Annotated in this window: 18 protein-coding genes and 1 pseudogene; 2 read left to right on the top strand and 17 right to left on the bottom strand. The window is 61.1% G+C overall.

Features of this window, described 5'->3' with window-relative positions:
* Positions 1 to 84: 84 nt before the first annotated feature.
* The gene (locus HK436_RS28215) at positions 85 to 1,248 is read left to right on the top strand and encodes a CaiB/BaiF CoA transferase family protein (RefSeq protein WP_173194935.1); all 1,164 of its coding nucleotides are present in this window, start codon (positions 85 to 87) and stop codon (positions 1,246 to 1,248) included.
* A complete protein-coding gene (locus tag HK436_RS28220; protein ID WP_173194936.1) occupies positions 1,245 to 2,411 on the top strand; it encodes a CaiB/BaiF CoA transferase family protein in 1,167 nt (388 codons plus the stop codon). The genes HK436_RS28215 and HK436_RS28220 overlap by 4 nt, the downstream gene beginning before the upstream one ends.
* A 220-nt stretch (positions 2,412 to 2,631) precedes the next feature.
* Here the strand turns inward: HK436_RS28220 and HK436_RS28225 are convergent, their stop codons facing one another.
* The 17 genes and pseudogenes from HK436_RS28225 to HK436_RS28295 all read right to left on the bottom strand — a co-directional run bounded on the left by HK436_RS28225 (position 2,632) and on the right by HK436_RS28295 (position 18,422).
* On the bottom strand, positions 2,632 to 3,558 hold the full coding sequence (locus HK436_RS28225; RefSeq protein WP_173194937.1) for an electron transfer flavoprotein subunit alpha/FixB family protein: 927 nt from the start codon (positions 3,556 to 3,558) through the stop codon (positions 2,632 to 2,634).
* Positions 3,558 to 4,316: an electron transfer flavoprotein subunit beta/FixA family protein gene (locus HK436_RS28230; RefSeq protein ID WP_173194938.1), complete on the bottom strand. Its 759-nt coding sequence runs from the start codon at positions 4,314 to 4,316 to the stop codon at positions 3,558 to 3,560. The genes HK436_RS28225 and HK436_RS28230 overlap by 1 nt, the downstream gene beginning before the upstream one ends.
* Before the next feature lie 41 nt (positions 4,317 to 4,357).
* Positions 4,358 to 5,140 (bottom strand): enoyl-CoA hydratase/isomerase family protein, encoded by a 783-nt coding sequence (locus HK436_RS28235; protein WP_173194939.1) that lies wholly within the window; start codon positions 5,138 to 5,140, stop codon positions 4,358 to 4,360.
* A 13-nt stretch (positions 5,141 to 5,153) separates the two neighbouring features.
* Positions 5,154 to 5,936, bottom strand: a complete 783-nt coding sequence (locus tag HK436_RS28240) for an enoyl-CoA hydratase-related protein (RefSeq protein WP_173194940.1) — start codon at positions 5,934 to 5,936, stop codon at positions 5,154 to 5,156.
* Between the two features lie 86 nt (positions 5,937 to 6,022).
* Positions 6,023 to 6,190, bottom strand: a complete 168-nt coding sequence (locus tag HK436_RS30765; RefSeq protein ID WP_206680621.1) for a hypothetical protein — start codon at positions 6,188 to 6,190, stop codon at positions 6,023 to 6,025.
* Between the two features lie 31 nt (positions 6,191 to 6,221).
* Positions 6,222 to 7,274, bottom strand: a complete 1,053-nt coding sequence (locus HK436_RS28245) for an ABC transporter substrate-binding protein (protein WP_206680622.1) — start codon at positions 7,272 to 7,274, stop codon at positions 6,222 to 6,224.
* Between the two features lie 101 nt (positions 7,275 to 7,375).
* A pseudogene (locus HK436_RS28250) lies at positions 7,376 to 8,622 on the bottom strand (ABC transporter substrate-binding protein).
* A gap of 38 nt (positions 8,623 to 8,660) precedes the next feature.
* The gene (locus HK436_RS28255) at positions 8,661 to 9,473 is read right to left on the bottom strand and encodes an ABC transporter ATP-binding protein (RefSeq protein ID WP_312860787.1); all 813 of its coding nucleotides are present in this window, start codon (positions 9,471 to 9,473) and stop codon (positions 8,661 to 8,663) included.
* Between the two features lie 7 nt (positions 9,474 to 9,480).
* Complete coding sequence (locus HK436_RS32020) at positions 9,481 to 9,756, bottom strand: hypothetical protein (RefSeq protein ID WP_244649505.1); 276 nt, start codon at positions 9,754 to 9,756, stop codon at positions 9,481 to 9,483.
* Complete coding sequence (locus HK436_RS28260; protein WP_244649506.1) at positions 9,750 to 10,586, bottom strand: branched-chain amino acid ABC transporter permease; 837 nt, start codon at positions 10,584 to 10,586, stop codon at positions 9,750 to 9,752. Before HK436_RS28260 ends, HK436_RS32020 begins: the two co-directional genes overlap by 7 nt.
* Positions 10,558 to 11,445 (bottom strand): branched-chain amino acid ABC transporter permease, encoded by an 888-nt coding sequence (locus HK436_RS28265; protein WP_173194941.1) that lies wholly within the window; start codon positions 11,443 to 11,445, stop codon positions 10,558 to 10,560. The genes HK436_RS28260 and HK436_RS28265 overlap by 29 nt, the downstream gene beginning before the upstream one ends.
* Positions 11,446 to 13,158: an AMP-dependent synthetase/ligase gene (locus tag HK436_RS28270; protein ID WP_206680623.1), complete on the bottom strand. Its 1,713-nt coding sequence runs from the start codon at positions 13,156 to 13,158 to the stop codon at positions 11,446 to 11,448.
* 198 nt (positions 13,159 to 13,356) lie between these two features.
* Positions 13,357 to 14,175 carry an ABC transporter ATP-binding protein gene (locus HK436_RS28275; RefSeq protein ID WP_244649507.1) on the bottom strand — a complete coding sequence of 273 codons (819 nt, stop codon included), beginning with the start codon at positions 14,173 to 14,175 and terminating at the stop codon, positions 13,357 to 13,359.
* A 27-nt stretch (positions 14,176 to 14,202) separates the two neighbouring features.
* Positions 14,203 to 15,057 carry an SDR family oxidoreductase gene (locus HK436_RS28280; protein WP_173194942.1) on the bottom strand — a complete coding sequence of 285 codons (855 nt, stop codon included), beginning with the start codon at positions 15,055 to 15,057 and terminating at the stop codon, positions 14,203 to 14,205.
* Positions 15,058 to 15,166: 109 nt separating this feature from the next.
* Entirely contained in the window at positions 15,167 to 16,333 is a 1,167-nt protein-coding gene (locus HK436_RS28285; protein ID WP_173194943.1) for an acyl-CoA dehydrogenase family protein, read from the bottom strand.
* Complete coding sequence (locus HK436_RS28290; RefSeq protein WP_173194944.1) at positions 16,330 to 17,547, bottom strand: CaiB/BaiF CoA transferase family protein; 1,218 nt, start codon at positions 17,545 to 17,547, stop codon at positions 16,330 to 16,332. Before HK436_RS28290 ends, HK436_RS28285 begins: the two co-directional genes overlap by 4 nt.
* Before the next feature lie 269 nt (positions 17,548 to 17,816).
* Positions 17,817 to 18,422, bottom strand: a complete 606-nt coding sequence (locus HK436_RS28295; protein ID WP_206680624.1) for a biotin transporter BioY — start codon at positions 18,420 to 18,422, stop codon at positions 17,817 to 17,819.
* Positions 18,423 to 18,483: the final 61 nt, after the last annotated feature.

Below are 18,483 nucleotides of genomic sequence, written 5' to 3' on the forward strand. Positions count from 1 at the left end.
CGCTTCCAGGTCATCTGAGTTGACGATATTTCTAACAGATGTTAGATTTCTGGCAAGCTCAAAATTCACGCGTTCGAGAAGAATATGAACATCGACGAAAAGGGCCCGCTGCATGGGCTGCTTGTGGTTGCGCTAGAACAGGCGGTTGCCGCGCCATTCTGCTCGTCGCGCCTTGCAGATGCGGGTGCCCGGGTCATCAAGGTGGAGCGCAAGGGATCGGGCGATTTTGCTCGCGGATACGATAGAGCGGCGAACGGGGAAAGCGCCTATTTCGTCTGGCTTAACCGGGGCAAGGAATCTCTGGAGCTTGATATCAAGGACCCAGACGATCGTGCGCTGCTGGAACGGATTCTCGCCCGCGCCGATGTGTTCCTGCAGAACCTCGCCCCCGGTTCGCTCGAAAAGCTGGAACTGGATTCGGCATCGCTGCGCGCGCGTTTCCCGCAGCTCGTCACCTGCGATATCACGGGCTACGGCGATGATGGGCCGATGCGTAATGCCAAGGCCTATGACCTGCTTGTGCAATGCGAGAGCGGACTGGCATCGATCACCGGCACGCCGGACGGACCCGGACGGGTCGGCATTTCGGTGTGCGACATCGCCACGGGCATGACCGCCCATGCGGGGATTTGCGAAGCGCTGATCGAATGCCAGCGCACCGGGCGCGCCCGCGGCGTCAGCGTGGCGATGTTCGACACCATGGCCGATTGGATGGCGGTGCCGCTTATCTTTCACGATTGTGCCGGACGTCCAACGCCTCGGGTGGGCCTCAGTCATCCGGTGATCTGCCCCTATGGCGCCTATACCTGCCGCGATGGCGGCCAGATCGTACTGTCGGTGCAGAACGAGCGCGAATGGGCGCGCTTTTGCAACGCGGTTCTGAAGCGGCCCGAACTCGTTGAGGATCCGCGTTTCGACGGCAATGACAACCGCAACCGCAACCGGGATGTGCTGCAGCCGATGATCGAATCCGCTTTCGCTGCGCTCGACAGGGCGCAGATGCTGGCGCTCCTGAGTGAAGCCGACATCGCCTCGGGCGCGGTCAACGACGTCGCGACGCTTTCCAGCCACCCGCAGCTCGACCGGACGCTCATTCAGTGCCCGTCGGGCGAAATTGGTCTACCGACACCACCGATTCGCAGGTCGGGCGAAAATGTGCCGCTGGGCGCCTCGCCTGCGCTGGGGGCGCATAATGCGGCGATCCGACGGGAGTTCGCCGCGCCCGTGGCGGGTGAGGACCAGACATGAGCAAAGCAAGACCCGCACTTCTGTCGGGGGTCCGGATCATTGACATGACCTCGGTCGTGTTCGGTCCCTTGGCCACGCAGATGCTGGGTGATCTGGGGGCCGACGTCATCAAGGTAGAAAGCCCCGAGGGCGATATGCTGCGCCAGGTGCAGCCGGCTCAAAACCCCGGCATGGGTGCAGCCTTTCTGGGCGTGAATCGTAACAAACGCAGCGTCGTGCTGGATCTCAAGACCGATGACGGCCGGCGGTCTTTACGCCGGCTTTTGCGCGACGCCGATGTCTTCATATCCAGCATTCGCCCTGCAGCGCTGGCCCGCTTGTCCTTGGCACCGGACGCCCTGCGCCGTGAAAATCCCCGCCTGATTACCGTGGCTGCCGTGGGCTTCGGGTCGGACGGGCCGTACCGCGACAAGCCCGCCTATGATGACAGCGTTCAGGCGGTCTCGGGCATGGCGGGGCTGGCCACGATGCGCGACCCCGGCGCGCCGCCCTCCTATGCGCCAACCATTCTGGCCGACAAGTTGGGCGGAGTCACGGCGGCCTGGGCGGTCATGGCCGCGCTCTACCACCGGGAACGCACCGGCGAGGGGCAGCATGTCGAGGTGCCGATGTTCGAAACGCTGGCGTCGTTTCTGCTGGTGGAGCACATGGCCGCCGCGACATTCGAAGACCTCCCGCAAAGCTTCGGCTACAGCCGTATGCTGGTGCCGCATCGCCGTCCGGTCCAGACGAAGGACGGGTATATTACCATCCTTCCCTATTCCAACGCGCAATGGGCCCGCTTCTTCCGCGCCATCGGACGTGAAGACATGCTCTGTCATCCGTGGGTGACGAACATGGACGAACGCAGCCGCAATATCGGCGCGGTCTATGACATGGTAGCGCAGTTCGCGCCGTCGCGGACCACACAGGAATGGATCGACTTGATGGAGGAAGCCGACATCCCGGTCATGCCGGTGAGCATGCTGCCCGACCTGCCGCAGGATTCCCACATCAAGGCAACCGGCTTCTTCCAACGCGTGGCGCATCCCACCGAAGGCGCCATCTGGACAACCAAACCTCCGGTGAAGTTTTCGGCCACGCCGGCGCGGCACGATCTGCGCACCGCGCCGCGCCTTGGTGAACATAGCGAAGAGATTCTGAGCGGAGTGGTGGAGGACTGAACGGCTTTCCAGCTCCGGAAACCATCACGCGAGCATGAGCCGCTGGCGGCGGTTCTTCGCGGCGCTATAGGATTACCCTCGCGTCAAATCTGTAGCAACTATGCGTCGCACGGTTTTCCCGCTTTCTCGCGTTGTCCCGGGAACATCTTGTGTTCCTCGGCGGCCCGGCTCGTAAAATGGGCGGCCAATTAACCAAGGCGAGATCCTCGAATAACGCGTCTCAGAGCTTCTCGATCAGCTCGGGTACGGCTTGGAAGAGGTCAGCCACAAGGCCGTAGTCGGCGATCTGGAAGATCGGGGCGTCCGGATCCTTGTTGACTGCGACGATGATCTTGGAATCCTTCATCCCTGCAAGGTGCTGGATCGCCCCGGAAATGCCCACTGCAACATAGAGCTCGGGCGCCACGACTTTGCCGGTCTGGCCGACTTGCCAGTCGTTCGGCGCGAAGCCGGCGTCGACTGCGGCCCGCGAGGCGCCCACTGCTGCGCCAAGCTTGTCGGCCAGCTTCTCGATCAGGGCGAAGTCTCCTTGCGAGCCGACGCCGCGGCCGCCAGAGACTACGACCCCGGCAGAGGTCAGTTCGGGGCGGTCGCTTTCGGCCACCTTGTCCTCTACCCATTCCGACAGGCCCGGATCACCGGGCACATCTACGGTCTCCACCTTGGCCGGGCCGCCCTTGCCGGCGGCCTTGAAAGCCGAGGTTCGGAGGGTCACGACCTTCTTGGCGTCCTTCGATCTCACCGTCTGGATTGCGTTGCCGGCATAGATCGGGCGCTCGAACGTTTCAGCATCGACAACGCCCGAGACATCGGAGATCACCATCACGTCCAGTAGCGCGGCCACCCGCGGCATCACGTTCTTGGCGTCGGTGGTGGCCGGGGCCATTATATGCGAATAGTCGCCCGCGAGGCTTACGATCATTGCCGCAGTTGGCTCGGCAAGGCGGTGGCTCAGCGCCGGATGCTCGGCCACCAGAACCTTCGCCACGCCCTCGATCGTCGCGGCTGCCACGCCGGCGGCTGCCGCCGAAGCCCCGGCGCAGAGCACGGTAACCTCGCCCAGCACCTTGGCGGCATTCACCGCCTTGGCGGTGGGGTCCAGTGCCAGTTCGCCGTCATTTACTTCGCCCAGCAGAAGAACAGCCATCACACCAACCCCCTCTCTTTGAGTTTCGCCACCAGCGTATCGACATCCGGCACGATCTCGCCAGCCTGGCGTGTTTCCGGCTCGGCCGTCTTCACCACTTCGAGCCGCGGGCTCACGTCGACGCCGTAATCCGCCGCCGTCTTCTCGTCGAGTGGCTTCTTCTTGGCCTTCATGATGTTCGGCAGCGAAGCGTAGCGGGGTTGGTTGAGGCGCAAATCGACCGTCACGATCGCCGGCAGCTTGACCTTGACGGTCTGCAGCCCGCCGTCGACCTCGCGCGTCACCACGGCGCTGCCGCCCTCGACCTTCACTTCCGAGGCGAAGGTCGCCTGGCTCCAGCCCAGCAGCGCCGAGAGCATCTGCCCGGTGGCATTCATATCGTTATCGATCGCCTGCTTGCCGGCGAGCACCAGGTTCGGCTGCTCCTCGTCGATCACCGCCTTCAGGATCTTCGCCACCGCCAGGGGCTCGATGTCCTGATGCACATCTGCGGCCGCCACAATCAGGATCGCGCGGTCCGCCCCCATCGCCAGCGCCGTTCTCAGCGTCTCCTGCGCCTGCTTCACCCCGATCGAAACTGCTACGACCTCGTCCGCCGTACCCGCTTCCTTCAGACGGATCGCCTCCTCAACCGCAATCTCGTCGAAAGGGTTCATAGACATCTTCACATTCGCGAGATCGACACCGCTCCCATCCGCTTTCACGCGAACCTTCACGTTGTAGTCGATCACGCGTTTGACGGGCACGAGCACCTTCATCGGCGTTTCTCCTATGACTGTTTGAACGTCTTTGGCCGCAATCAGCAGTCCTTGAACCGTGGCGGCCGCTTTTCTTGGAAGGCGTTCATGGCCTCGGGAAAATCATGGGCGCAAAGCAGCACGCTTTGCGCATCGCGCTCGATCTCCAGAGCCTCGAGGTAGGAGCATTCGGCAGCCGCCCGCATGACACGCTTGGTTGTCTGCATGCCGAAGGCGGGGTGGGCGGCGATCTCTCGCGCGATCTCGATTGCTCGGTTTTCGACCTCCTCGGCCGGGACGCATTCCTCGACTACACGCAGCTCGCGAGCCGTTCGTCCGTCGATCTCGCGGCCGGTAAGCACCAGCATCCGGGCCACCCCAGCCCCGGCGCGCTGCTGAAGGAGCCAGCTCGACCCGGTGTCGGGGCAGCCGCCGACCTTGGCAAAGACCTCGCAGAGGCGCGCATCCTCGGCAGCCACGACGATATCGGCCGACAGCGCCAGGCTTAGCCCCGCGCCATAGGCGATTCCATTCACCGCAGCGATGAGTGGCTTCTTGAATTGATAGGCGGCACGACCGCCGTCGTGGACCATGTCGACCATCTGCGAGGTGGCGCGGGCGCCTTTGGCGATCTCGGCGCGGAAGCCGACAAGATCGCCGCCGCTTGAGAAATGCTCGCCGCCGGTCATCACCACGGCACGTATCGCATCGTCCATCTCGGCCTGACGCAGATTGGCGATGAGCGCCTCGACGAATGCAATGCTGAAAGGGTTGCGCCGTTCCGTGCATAGAAAGCGCAAAACGCCCACAGGCCCATCACGATCAAGCCGCATCAATTCGCCCATGCCTCTCTCTCCTTTACCGGCCTTGCCAGACGGGCGCGCGTTTTTCGGCAAAGGCCCGCGGGCCCTCGATGGCATCCTGGCTGGCATAGACCACTTCGTGCAGGCGCTTACCCTCTTCCAGCCCGGCGGCGCAGCCCAGATCCATGGTCGCGCGCACACTGCCCTTCGCAGCTACTACCGAAAGCGGTGCGGCACTGGCGATCCGACGTGCGAGGTCGCGGGCCCGTTCGCGAACCAGATCAGGCGTGTCTTCAAGATAATTGGTGAAGCCGTAACCGTGCAGCCGCTCGATCGGCATGAGATCGCCGGTCAGAACGATTTCCATCAGGACAGGCTGCGGCAGCATCCACAGCGCCGGCGCTGCCCAGGGCGAGCCGCGTCCGATCTTGACTTCGGTGATCCCGATTTTGGTTCCTTTGAGTCCGACCCGCAAATCGCAGTTCAGCGCCAGCATCATCCCACCAGCCATCAAGGAGCCGGTCATGGCAGCTATGATCGGCTTGCGACAGGCGCGCATCGTGTCGTGAAAGGGGTCGCGCATCTTGCTGAGGATGTCGACGCCCTCATTTCGCGCGATCTCTGCCGCCTCCTTGAGGTCTAGCCCGGCGCTAAAGACGCCGCAATCAGCCGAGGTCAGGATCGCAACGCTGACCGTATCGTCGGCCTCGATCCGCTCCCATGCATCGACCAATCCGTTGGCGGCGGCGACCGAGAGCGCGTTCTTGCGGTCGGGCCGGTTGATAGTGACGATGGCCACGCCACCTTCGACGGATACTTCGATGGGGCTGCTTTCCATTTCTCGATCCCTCGCAGACTGACCTTGCACGACTGGGAACCGGCTTATGCCTGCGGGTCACTCCGACCCGCAGGCACGCCGTCAAATCACTCGACGGTAAATTTCGACGAGCTTTCCTTGATCACTTCCCACACCACGTCGGTGTAGTCCGCGCTCCAATCCGTGAGCGGCACCCAGGTCGAACCATCCCACTGCTCGACGCGGGTCTTACCGCCGCCTCCATGGTCTTTCGCGGTCACGGTGATCGGCGACATCACACCATTTCCGTCGAAATTCTCAATGGACTCATATCCTTCCCTTCATCCTTTCGGCATTCAGCGGCCAGCCGTGTTTTTCGATCGCAATGCGGGCAGCTTCGAACCCAGTGGCATAGATAGCTAACCCGGTGTTGTAATAGACGTCGCGGACGAGCGATTCCGGACCACTGCCTTCACCCTTGGCATACAAGGTCTCGAGCATTGTCTTGACCAGAGGAACTTCTTGGCCACCCGCCACGTTAGTACCCCGCAAGATGCCTTTGGCTGCATCGGCTCCGATATTCTTGATGTCAACTTCGTTCAGCCAGTTCACCGAAAGATAGCGATCAATCGGAAATCCGTTCCGTTTCATCTCCTTCGAAGCCACGACGTGACCGCCGGCTAGGATCCAGCTGATCATGTAATCAGGCTTGTCACGCCGAATCTGAGTCCAGGCGCTCGCCTGGTCGCTGCCGGGCAGTGGCACTGGATAGAGTTTGAGTTCGAAGCCTTCTTCCTCCGAGAGGGTCTTGAGAATCTCGATCGGCTCCTGACCGAAAGGATAGTCTAGATAGATGAAGCCGATCTTGGCTTCGCTCAGATCACCTCCCAACTGATCCTTAATGAAGGCCACGTCATTGGCCGCCTGCTGCCAATAGGTCGGACCGACCGGGAAAATCCACTTGAACACATCGCCATCCACAGCGTCGCCGCGGCCGACGAAGGATTGCATGACGATGTTGCCGTCCTTCATCGCACGTGGCAGAGCGGCATTGGTCACGGGCGTCGAGAGGAAGTTGAAAATGAAGACGCCCTCTCGCTTGAGCTGTTCGTAGCATTCGACACCGCGCTGCGGCTCGTTGCCGTGGTCGCGCACGATAATTTCGACTGGATGACCTTCTATGCCGCCGTCGTCGTTTGTGTATTTGGCCAGATCCTGCGCAGCCTGCGCCACCTGCGGTGAGATGAAGGTGTAGGATTTGCTCAGATCAAAGCAAAGGCCGAAGCGGATCGGCTCCTTGTCTTGTGCCGCGGCTGTCTGGATTGCCAGTCCCAGCGCCGCTGCCAGTACAGCGGCAGTCACTCTATTGAATATAGTCATGTCGAACCTCCCTGTTGCATATCGCTTCCTCATTGACTGCCCACTCCGCGGGGCCCGGCTTCACAGGCCCCACGGACGGTGCGGCTTGCACCTGCTTCACATCAATTGCCGTCGAACTTCGACGAACTCTCCTTAACAACCTCCCAGACGACATCCTGATAGGCGGCAATCCAGTCGGTCTGCGGCACCCAAGTGGCCCCGTCCCACATTTCGATGCGCGTGCGACCTCCGCCGCCATGATCCTCCGCCGTCACCGTGATCGGCGCCATCAGGCCATTTGCGTCAAATTTCTCGATCGCCTCTAGCCCGGCTTTGTATGACTCGGCAGTGATCGGATGGCCGTGCAGCGAAGCCGCCTGACGAGCAGCTTCGAACACGATCGAATACATCGCAAGGCCGGTATTGTAGAAAACATCCAGCGTCTTTTCGACCGGGCCGTTACCTTTGCCCTTGTCATAAAGCTCGGTCATGATTTCCTTGTAGAGTGGGATGTCCTGACCGCCCACGACATTCGTACCGCGCTTGAGCCCCTTCGCCGCCGCCGCGCCGATATTGGAGATATCCACCTCGTTGAGCCAGTTGACGGCGATGTACTTCTCCATTGGGATACCGTTACGCTTCATTTCCTTTGACGCAACCACGTGCGCACCGCCAAGCATCCAGCTGATGATATGGTCAGGCTTATCTCGGCGCACTTTGGACCAGACGCTCGCCTGGTCGCTGCCAGGCAACGGAACCGGATAGAGGACCAGGTCGAATCCTTCCTTACCCGACAGTGTTTTAAGGATCTCGATCGGCTCCTGCCCGAAGGGATAATCGAAGTAGACGAAGCCCACCTTTACATCCGAAAGATCTCCGTCGTGCAGCTGCTTGATATAGGCGATGTCGTTGGCCGCCTGGCCCCAGTAGGTCGGTCCGACAGGATAGACCCAGTTGAACACGGTGCCGTCGACAGCGTCGCCTCGCCCGACAAGCGATTGCATCAGGATGCGCTGGTCCTTCATTGCGCGCGGCAAGATCGCCAGTGAAACCGGTGTGGACAGCGTGTCGAAAACGAACACACCCTCGCGGCTGAGCTTGCTGTAGCATTCGATCCGCGCTGCGGCTCATTGCCGTGGTCGCGCACGATCACCTCGACCTGTGCCCCATCGATTCCGCCTTTCATGTTGACGAGATCGGCAAGATCGAGCGCCGCCTGCGAGACCTGTGGCGTAGCGAAAGTATAGGCCTTGCTCAGATCGTAGCAAACGCCGATCCTGAATGGCTCGGGATCCGCCGCCTTGGCGGATTCCGATAGGAGGCCTGCGGCGAGCAAGGCCAAAGCCAGTGTTCTTCCAATCGACTGCATATTCTCCTCCCGGTCTCGTTTGGAACAATCGAGTCAGCTCAGCCAGCGTTTGCGCCGACTGTAATGTTTGATGTCGTGGAAATTCGTTCCCGAACCTCCCCCAGATAGAATTCCTGAATGTCTGAATTCGCTTTCAATGCCTGGGCCGTGTCGTGCATGACAACGCGGCCATTCTCGATCAGATACCCGTCCGAGACGATCTCCAGCGCCGCGAGTGCATTCTGCTCGACCAGCAAAACAGACAACTTCTCTTCCTCGTTGACCTTCTTGATGATGCTGAAGATCTCGGCCACCAGGAAAGGAGCCAAGCCTAGACTCGGTTCATCGAGCATCAGAAGACGGGGCTGGGTCATCAATGCTCGACCAATCGCCAGCATCTGCTGCTCGCCGCCTGAGAGATATCCCGCCTGGGAGTTCTTCCGTTCAGCGAGGCGCGGAAAGTACTCGTAGATTCTCTGCTTTTCCGTTTTGAGTGTGGCGCGATTCATCGAAATCGGTGCAGCCGCTTCGAGGTTCTCGTCGGGCGTCAGATGTTCGAAAACTCGACGGCCTTCGATCACATGGCAAATCCCAATCTCTACACGTCGCTGCGCAGGAACACCGGTGATCACTGCGCCGTCGAAGCTGATCTCGCCGCGGTTGACGCGGCCGCGCTCGGCCTTGAGAAGGCCGCTGATCGCCTTTAACGTCGTGCTCTTTCCGGCCCCGTTGGACCCAAGCAGCGCTACCATTCCTCCTTTTGGAATCTGGATGGAGACCCCCTTGATCGCCAACATGACGTTGTCATACAGGACCTCTACACTGTTCATCGACAGGATGTTTTCTGCTTCTTTGTCGGGAGCGTGGGTCATCTCCGGCCTATTTCTTGAATTGATCAAAGGGCCACACCCTCAGGTAGTCCCGGATGTTGCTATAAAGCTTGCCCAATCCCAGCGGCTCGATCATCAGGATGATGATGATGATCGCTCCGTAGACCGCGTTCGGAATGTGGGCCAGCGATTCGACATTCAGTTGAAGCCCCAGTGCTCCGGCGCCTTCTGCCACGAGGCCATTGACGACGCCCGGCACCAGCAGGATCAACGCGACACCAAAATAGGTGCCGATGATACTGCCGAGGCCGCCAACGATCACCATAGCCAGAACCTGGATCGACACGGCGACCGAGAACTGTTCGGGCGCGGCCAGAAAAAGAACGTAGCGACAAGGATCGCTCCACTGACTCCGCCGATGAAGGAGGAGGTCGCGAACGCAACAATCTTGTAGTAGAAGCTGTTGACTCCGAGAATGGCCGCCGCATAGTCCTTCTCGCGGACTGCCACCAGCGCACGACCCAGACCGGTACGGCGCAGATTCAGCATAAAAATGGTGACAAGCAGACACCAGCCGAAGGCGACATAATACAGGCCTGTATCCGACGTAATCCGCTGGCCCAGAAGTGCAAATGTGGGCGCCTGCAGCGAAGCGTGCGAGCCACCCGAGATCGCCGGCGAATGGGTCAGCACCCAGTCCATGACGAACTGCATCGCCAGTGTGGTCAAGGCCAGATAGAGGCCCTTCACCCGCAGGGCCGCGAAGGCGAACAGGCTGCCGATGACCGAGGCGGAAATCCCACCGATCAGGAGCGCGAATTCCCAGGGCAAGCCGTACCTGGCCGCGTGAACAGCCGAATATGCGCCGACGGCCATCACCGCCGCATAGCCGAGGTGCAGTTGGCCGGCCCAACCCGTCACCAGGTTGAGCCCGAGCGCCGCTGCCGTCCAAACAAGCCAAGGCAACATATAGCTGTTGAGGTACAGCGACCCGACAAGGAACGGAGCTGCCAGGCCGAGCGCCAGGAAGAACAGTGCGAGATTCCTGTCGGCTGGAATCTTGTAGAGCCGACTGTCGGATACGTAGCTGGTATGATGGATACCAGATAGCCGGTAAAACATCGCGTCAAACCCTTTCGATGTCTTGACGGCCAAACAGACCGTGCGGCCGAAGCATGACAGTGAGGATGAGCACCGCTGCCACGATCAGGTCGCGGCTGCCACCGCCCACGAACGGATCCAGATAGGCGGACCCCACATTCTCGATGATGCCGAGAATGATCCCCGCGAGCACCGCGCCAAAGATGCTGTCCAGCCCGCCTAGAACGGCTACCGTCAATCCCTTGAGCAGCAAGAGCGACAGCGACTGGTCGACGCCCTGAACCTCGCCCCATATGACGCCTGCCGCCACCGCAACGATCGAAGCCAGTCCCCAGGACAGGCCAACCCCACGCTCGACAGATATGCCGACGGACCATGAGGCCATGTAATCGTCGGCTATTGCGCGCAGGCGGATACCCTGTCGGCTGCGGAAGAACAGGACGAAGACCACAAACAAAACGAGGGCTACAACAGCGCCAACCAAATGGATGCGGCTGATCAGAACGTCGCCAATGAAAAGCGGATCATAGCCGACGCCTAGTTCGACCGAGCGCGACGTACCGCCCCAGATAGCAAGCGTCGTGCCGCGCAGAAAGATGTCAATCCCGAGCGTCATCATGAGGATCATCACGATCGGTCGGCCAGCGAGCCGGCGCAGCGCAACCCGCTCGATCCCCATACCGAAACCGAACATGGCGACGGCAGCCACGGGGATTGCCACCCAGAGCGGAAGCCCTATGTCGCGAGCTAGCGCCAGCACAACGTACGCTCCCACCATGGTGAGCCCGCCCTGCGCGAGGTTTGGCACGGAAGAGGCTTTGTAGATCAGTACCAGGCCGATCGCGAACAACGAGTAGAGCAACCCTGTGAGAGCTCCGTTCGCCGCTAGCTCAGCCAAGAAAACTAGTTCCATCTAAACCTCCCTGACAGGGAGGGTGCGGTCGACCCTTCCCGTCTCACCCGTCTCGTAGGTCACGACGGCGCTGACGTGGACGTGCTTTGATCCGTCGTAAAGCGCCGCGATCACGTTCTGGTAGCGGTCTTCCACCACCGTTCGGCGCAGCTTGCGCGTGCGCGTGATCTCTCCGTCGTCGGGATCGAATTCCTTGTGCAGGCTGACGAACCTTTTGAGCCGCAGAGGCTCCGGGAGGACTTTGTTTACCCGCAGGAATGCCTCGCTCAGAAGCGCGGCCACCTCTTCGCGCTGAGACAGATCGGCATAGGACACATAGGGTACGCCGTTCACTTCGGCCCAGTGGCCGACGGCATCGAAATCGATGCACACCATTGCCGTTAATTCGTGTCGGCCTGCGCCCACCACGGCCGCGTCCTTTATGTATGGACTGAACTTCAGGCGGTTCTCGATGTAATTTGGCACATAGCGCTCTCCGGCTTTTGTGTGCATCACTTCTGAAACGCGGCCAAGCACCACGAGATTGCCATCGTCTTCGAGGTAGCCGGCATCGCCTGAACGCAACCAGCCAGCGGAAAGCGTCTCGGCCGAAGCTTCGGGCTTGTTATAGTATCCGGCGAAAACGCTATCCGACTTCAGGAGGATTTCGCCATTGTCGGCGATCTTCACCTCGACCCCCGGGGCAACCTTGCCCACGGTGTGGAGCCGCACCTCATCAGGCGCCTGGATCGCGTTGATGGCACTGTTCTCCGTCTGACCATACAGTTGGCGCAGCTTGATGCCGAGCGCCCGGTAGAATACGAAGGTGTCCTCTCCGATCGCCTCACCGCCGGTGAAGGCGTTCTTGAGACGGTGCATGCCGAACTGGTCCTTGATCGGCCCGAAGATCAGAATCTCGCCGATGAAACGGCCGATACCTTCCAAAGCGCCAGCGCTCATGCCGTTGAGCTTGCGACGCTCGGCTGCCATGGCCCGTTCGATGAACAAGTGATAAAGCCACTTCTTCAGCGGCGTCGAATTCTCGATGCCTACCTGAATGGTGGTCAGGATGTTGTCCCAGCTGCGCGGTGCGGCCAGATAGAATGTCGGCGCGATTTCTCGCATATCACGCAGCACGGTTTCCTGTCGTTCGGGCACGTTGACGGTGAAGCGCAGCAGAAGCGCGGCGGCTACCGTGATCGCATAATCGCCCACCCAGGCCATCGGCAGATAGGCCAGCACCTGCTCTCCGAAGTCGAAGGCCCCGGCGGCATGGCCGTTCCGCGCCGCCGCCAACACGTTCTTCTGGCTCAGCACGACGCCCTTGGGCTTGTCCGTCGTGCCCGACGAATGCAGGAACACCGCCGGATCGTCGGGCTTGGCCCGGCCGAGCAGATTCTCGCGCAGCCCCGGCTCACCGTTGAGACGATGGCTGCCGCTCTCGACGAGATGCTCCCATGACATCAGTCCGGCCGCCTTGTAGAAGCCGAGGCCCCGGCCGTCGTCATACACGATGTACTTCAACTGCGCGGCCCCGGCGTCACGCAGTTCCAAAATCTTGTCCACCTGCTCCTGGTCCTCGGCGAGAGCGGCTACGACGTTCGCCTCGTCCGCGAAATGCTGGAGCTCTTCGAGTGTGGTGCCCGGATAGGCGGGCATTGCGTAAACTCCGAGCGTGGCCAGCGCCAGCATTCCGCAATAGAGGCGTACACGATTGTCGCCGAGAATGAGCACCGCGTCCCCGGCTTCAGGCCGAGCCCGTCGAGGCCGGCCGCGCAGGCCAGCACCTCTTCCGTGTATTGAGCCCAGGTGGTTGCCTTCCAAATCCCACGCTCTTTTTCCCGCAATGCGATGTCGCTGCCGTGTTCGGACGCGTTCCGCATCAGAACCGAGGCAATGGTTTCACCCGCGACCGTCGGGCTTTGTGTGGTCTCAGCCATGGGCGCCCCCGATATACGCCTCAACGACCCGGGGATCCTTGACGACCTCCTTCGGAATCCCGCTGGCGATCATCTCGCCATAATTGAGCGCCAGCATCCGGTCGCAGATACCGGTAATGACGTCCATGTGGTGCTCGATCAGCAGCACGCTTATGCCCCGTTCAGCTCTCGCGTCGAGAATAAAACGGGCCATGTACCCCTTCTCCTCTTGGTTCATGCCGGCCATGGGCTCGTCGAGAATGAGAAGATGGGGCTCGGCGACCAGTGCCCGTGCCAGTTCCACACGCTTCTTGAGCCCGATTGGAATCCCGTCCACAAGCTCGTTGCGGATGCTTTCGAGCTGGAGGAATTCGATCACCTCCTCTACCACTTCGCGGTTCCTGATCTCGCTCGGTCGCGCCACCCACCAATACAGCGCAGTGGGAAGAACTCCGGGCTTCATGTGGATGTGGCGCCCCAAGAGAATGTTCTCGAGCACGCTCATGCCGTTGAAAAGCGCAAGGTTCTGAAAGGTCCGGGCGACGCCGAGCTTGGCCACCTTGTGAGGCGCGGTGCCCGTGATGTCCTTGCCATCGAGACATATCGAGCCTTTGTTCGGCGGATAGAACCCGGTGATCGCATTTGTCACCGTCGTCTTCCCGCTCCCGTTCGGTCCGACGAGGCCAAATATTTCGCCCTTATGAATACTGAGGTCCACGCCGCTAACGGCAACAATACCGCCGAATCGACGCTCGATTCCGCGACACTCCAATACGGGAGGAGCTTTGGCGTGTTGTTGCTCTCGGGTGTAATTGTTTGTCATTTCATTCATATCGCCGTCGAAGCTCTTGTTCTGGTATCACGCGATACGGAAATAGTCGGGCCGGCCCGTCGGCCAGGGATCGCCCCACAGCTGCTGCCCGCCGTCCACGGTCAACACTTCGCCGGTAATGAACTTGCCGGAAGGCGCAGCCAAATAGACTACCGCCTCGGCGACATCCCATTCGTCTCCGGCGTGGCGCATCGGGTTCGACTCCTCAAACGTCGCCGCCCCCTCCTCGGGATATCGCGCAAACCCGGTGCTTTCGCAGCATCCCGGCGCCACGCAATTGACGCGGATATTGTGCGGCGCCCATTCGACGGCCACCGATTTGGACAGGTAGATGACCCCGGCGCGCGCAGCACAGCTATGCGCGATACCAGGCATCCCGCGCCAGATATCCGCGACAATGCTCACGATGGCACCAGGACGCTTGGCCTTGACCCAGTTTCGGGCCGCGGCCTGCATCATCCACCAGGTGCCATTGAGGTTGGTGTCGATGACGGCGTTCCAGCCCTTCGGCGCATATTCAAGGGCGGGCTGCGGAAACTGTCCACCCGCATTGTTTACCAGAATGTCGAACCCGCCGAAATGATCGCCCACGCCATCCACGAAATTCTGTACCTGTTCGGGATTCCGGATGGTCATGGGACGAGCCAGCACCTGCCCGCCAAAGCCACGCAGGAACTTTGCGGCTTCTTCGAGCTTTTCCTCGTTCCGCCCGTTGATGGCCAGATCAGCCCCGAGACGGGCGAACAGGGTGGCGATCGCCAGGCCCAGCCCGCCTCCCGCGCCGGTCACGACAATGGTTTTTCCCGAGAACAGCCCATCAACATAGACCGTTGGATGATCGCGCAGTCTTTCACGGGAAAACCCGTAACCGGCTTCCGGCATTGACGCTCCTCCCAAAGCGGATCGGACTGTTGTTCTTGATCTGATTAAATCTAACGCACGTTAGAAAAATGCGCAACCCCCTTTTCACTGGAACGGTTTCGCTCCGGTTTCAGTACGATTTGGGCAGACCCAGCGCCTTCTCGGCGATGAACGACATCAGCATCTGCGGCGTGACCGGCACGATGTGAAAGAGAAGCGCTTCGCGAACCAGTCTCTCGATGTGATATTCCTTGGCGTAGCCGAAGCCGCCAAATGTCATCTGTGCCGTTTGTGTCGCCTCGACAGCGGCTTCGGCCGCCAGCAACTTGGCGGCATTCGCCTCGACCCCGCACGGCTCTCCCGCGTCGTAGAGCGCCGCCGCATGCATTACCATCAGGTTCGCAGCCTCGACCTTCGCCCAGGCCTTGGCGAGCGGGTGCTGCACCCCCTGGTTCTGTCCGATCGGGCGTCCGAAAACCTGGCGCTCCTTGGCATAGGCGGCAGCGCGTTTTAGAGCGATCCGGGCAATGCCCACGCACTCCCCGGCCACGAGGATACGCTCGGGATTGAGCCCGTGCAGGATCTGTCTGAAACCCTGTCCTTCCTCGCCGATCAGGTCCTCCGCCGGGATCGGCAGCCCATCGATGAACAGTTCGTTCGAGTCGACCGCCTTGCGGCCCATCTTCTCGATCTCGCGCACATCGACGAAGGTCCGGTCCAGATCGGTATAGAAGAGCGACAGGCCCTCGGTCGGTTTTGCCACCTCTTCGAGCGGCGTCGTGCGCGCCAGAAGCAAGATCTTGTCGGCCACCTGGGCGGTGGAAATCCAAACTTTCTGGCCATGCACGACATAGCGGTCCCCCTGTCGAACCGCGCGCGTTTTGAGCCTGGTCGTGTCGAGGCCGGTCGTCGGCTCGGTGACGCCGAAACAGGCCTTCTCGCGCCCTTTAATCAGAGGTGGCAGCATCCGTGCCTTTTGCTCCGCGCTGCCGAAGACCACGACCGGGTTCAGTCCGAAGATGTTCATGTGAACGGCCGAGGCCGCGCTGGCACCGCCGCCAGACTCGGCAATGGCCTGCATCATGATCGTGGCTTCGGTGATCCCGAGGCCGGCGCCTCCAAACTCCTCCGGCATGGCAATTCCCAGCCAGCCGCCGTCCGCCATCGCCCTGTGCAGGTCGTGGGGAAAGCCGCCGTTGCGGTCGCGCTCCAGCCAGTATTCGTCGTCGAAGGCCGCACAGATCCTCAGGATCGTATCGCGGATGTCCTGCTGGTGTTCGGTCAGCCTGAAACTCATGCCGTTTCCTCCCCGGCAGGGCTAACTGCGATCAGGCCTGCCTCCACCAACCTTTCGATCGTCGCCAGGTCGCAGCCGAGCTCCTGCATGATTTCAGCAGTGTCCGCGCCCGGCCGCCGCCCCAACCAGCGAACGCTGCCCGGCGTATCACTCAGACGCGGCACTGGGCCGACCACCTTCGTCGCATCGCCTTCGACCGATACGATATCGCCGCGATGGGCGATCTGCGGGTGGGCCACGATGTTCTCGGCGCTCAGCACTGGCGCGGCCACCGCGTCGTGGAGCGCGAATTCCGCCTCGACCTCGGCAAACTCCCTCGCGGTGACGAATTCGTTGAGCCGGTCAAAGATCTCGCTCATATGCGCCGAGATTCCCTCCATCGTGGCAAAGCGCGGATCCTCGGCAAAACTGTCCCCGCCCACCGCGCGCAACAGCCGTCTGGCCGTCTCCGCGCCCCCGGCCGAGACGGTCACCCAGACACCGTCCTTGGTGCGGAATGTGCCGCCCGGCGCAAAATCCATCGGCTGACGCAGCCCGTTGCGCATCGGCGAGACACCTGCTCCGGTCAGAGCGGGAATATGATAATCGATTAGCCGCAACAGGGCTTCGAATACCGCCAGATCGACGATCTGACCGCGAACCCTGCCCCTCTCGCGGGCGAAAAGGGCGATCATGATGCCCAGGGCTCCCATCAGCCCCGTCGTGCTGTCGGCGGCCGGGAAACCGGGATGCATTGGCGAGCCATCGGCGTAGCCCGTGAGGTGCGCCAGGCCGCTCATCGCCTCGGCGGCGCGCCCAAAGGCCGGCGTCTTACGCATCGGCCCATCCTGTCCGTAGCCCGACACCCGCAAGATCACCAGGTCGGGGTTCCATTGATGCAGAACCTCAGGCCCGATCCCCGCCCGCTCGAGCACGCCGGGACGGAAATTTTCCACCAGAACATCGGTACTTTCGACCAGCTTTTCCAGGACCTTGCGCCCGGGATCGCTCTTCCAGTCGAGCGCGAGGATTCGCTTGTTGCGGGCAAGCGTCTTCCACCAGACGCCGACCCCGTCCTGCGCTTTCGGGCCCAATTCGCGCATCATGTCGCCTCGGCCGGGGGCTTCGATCTTGATCACCTCGGCACCGAAATCCGAAAGGAGTGCTGCCGCCAGCGGCCCTGCGATCACATGGCCAAGTTCAATGATCCGAATATCGCCGAGCGGCATCGCCATGTCAGCCCTCCCTGGTACTCACGAAAGCAAGCATAATCTAACATATGTTAGATTTGAAGGAGGGAATCTACGCGAAGGCCGCAAGAAAGTGATGGGGCGAAGCGGGCGAGTCACGGATCGCCCGTTCGCTCGATAGGTCGCCTCGCCGGCTGAATGAAGCCGTGCGGCGGCATTTCGGCCAGGACGCCACAAGGCGAAAGCCATCGCCCTCGAAACGCGGACACCATCTTTGGTCTCCGCATCGTTCGCGGTCGAGAAGGGACACTCCATTATTTCTTCTCGGGCTTTTCTCCCGACATGTGTCCAAGTCTCGGAACGACCGCGGATGCGCCAATGAAGAGCAGACCGGCGATAACCGATTTAACCAAGTCACCCAACAGAAACGGATAGAAGCCGGCCGTGAGGAGGCGCTCTCCATAGCCGGTGAAGACACCCAGCCATGCGAGCCCGGGAACGTAGATCAGCGCACCTGCGACGACTGCAACTGTGACCGCCCCCGGGATTGTCTTGGAATATCCTTTTCTTGCCAGCCATCCAGCCGCAAAGGCCGATATCGCAAAACCCGCAAGGTAGCCGCCCGTCGGCCCGGCAACATATGCCAGGCCAGAAGACGCCGGTGGCGTGCCGGCGAAGACCGGATAGCCTGCCAGCCCCTGCAGGATATAGGCAATGACGATGCCTGAACCACGGACAGGCCCGAGGAACAGGCCAAGCGCAACGACCACCAGGGTCTGCAACGTCATCGGAACTGGATAGAACGGAACTTGCGCCTTCGCAGACGCCGTCAGAAGTATCGTACCGGCGATCAGGATGAGCGCCTCGCCGAGCAATGTTGCGCCAATATTCCGTCCCACAAACATCTTGTTGCTATACATCTTTCTGACTCCTTTCATGACTTGGGCTGAGATCTTGAAGAGTTTTCTTCAGAGGTTGGGG

Source organism: Neoaquamicrobium sediminum, assembly GCF_013240295.1.
In the GTDB taxonomy this organism is placed as follows: Bacteria; Pseudomonadota; Alphaproteobacteria; order Rhizobiales; family Rhizobiaceae; genus Aerobium; species Aerobium sediminum.

Excerpts from the sequence above, each read along its gene's own strand:
- HK436_RS28215 (WP_173194935.1), top strand. The coding sequence starts at position 85 with ATGAACATCGACGAAAAGGGCCCGCTGCATGGGCTGCTTGTGGTTGCG.
- HK436_RS28220 (WP_173194936.1), top strand. The coding sequence starts at position 1,245 with ATGAGCAAAGCAAGACCCGCACTTCTGTCGGGGGTCCGGATCATTGAC.
- HK436_RS28225 (WP_173194937.1), bottom strand. The coding sequence starts at position 3,558 with ATGGCTGTTCTTCTGCTGGGCGAAGTAAATGACGGCGAACTGGCACTG.
- HK436_RS28230 (WP_173194938.1), bottom strand. The coding sequence starts at position 4,316 with ATGAAGGTGCTCGTGCCCGTCAAACGCGTGATCGACTACAACGTGAAG.
- HK436_RS28235 (WP_173194939.1), bottom strand. The coding sequence starts at position 5,140 with ATGGGCGAATTGATGCGGCTTGATCGTGATGGGCCTGTGGGCGTTTTG.
- HK436_RS28240 (WP_173194940.1), bottom strand. The coding sequence starts at position 5,936 with ATGGAAAGCAGCCCCATCGAAGTATCCGTCGAAGGTGGCGTGGCCATC.
- HK436_RS30765 (WP_206680621.1), bottom strand. The coding sequence starts at position 6,190 with ATGTCGCCGATCACCGTGACCGCGAAAGACCATGGAGGCGGCGGTAAG.
- HK436_RS28245 (WP_206680622.1), bottom strand. The coding sequence starts at position 7,274 with ATGACTATATTCAATAGAGTGACTGCCGCTGTACTGGCAGCGGCGCTG.
- HK436_RS28255 (WP_312860787.1), bottom strand. The coding sequence starts at position 9,473 with ATGACCCACGCTCCCGACAAAGAAGCAGAAAACATCCTGTCGATGAAC.
- HK436_RS32020 (WP_244649505.1), bottom strand. The coding sequence starts at position 9,756 with ATGGTGATCGTTGGCGGCCTCGGCAGTATCATCGGCACCTATTTTGGT.
- HK436_RS28265 (WP_173194941.1), bottom strand. The coding sequence starts at position 11,445 with ATGGAACTAGTTTTCTTGGCTGAGCTAGCGGCGAACGGAGCTCTCACA.
- HK436_RS28275 (WP_244649507.1), bottom strand. The coding sequence starts at position 14,175 with ATGAATGAAATGACAAACAATTACACCCGAGAGCAACAACACGCCAAA.
- HK436_RS28280 (WP_173194942.1), bottom strand. The coding sequence starts at position 15,057 with ATGCCGGAAGCCGGTTACGGGTTTTCCCGTGAAAGACTGCGCGATCAT.
- HK436_RS28285 (WP_173194943.1), bottom strand. The coding sequence starts at position 16,333 with ATGAGTTTCAGGCTGACCGAACACCAGCAGGACATCCGCGATACGATC.
- HK436_RS28290 (WP_173194944.1), bottom strand. The coding sequence starts at position 17,547 with ATGGCGATGCCGCTCGGCGATATTCGGATCATTGAACTTGGCCATGTG.
- HK436_RS28295 (WP_206680624.1), bottom strand. The coding sequence starts at position 18,422 with ATGTATAGCAACAAGATGTTTGTGGGACGGAATATTGGCGCAACATTG.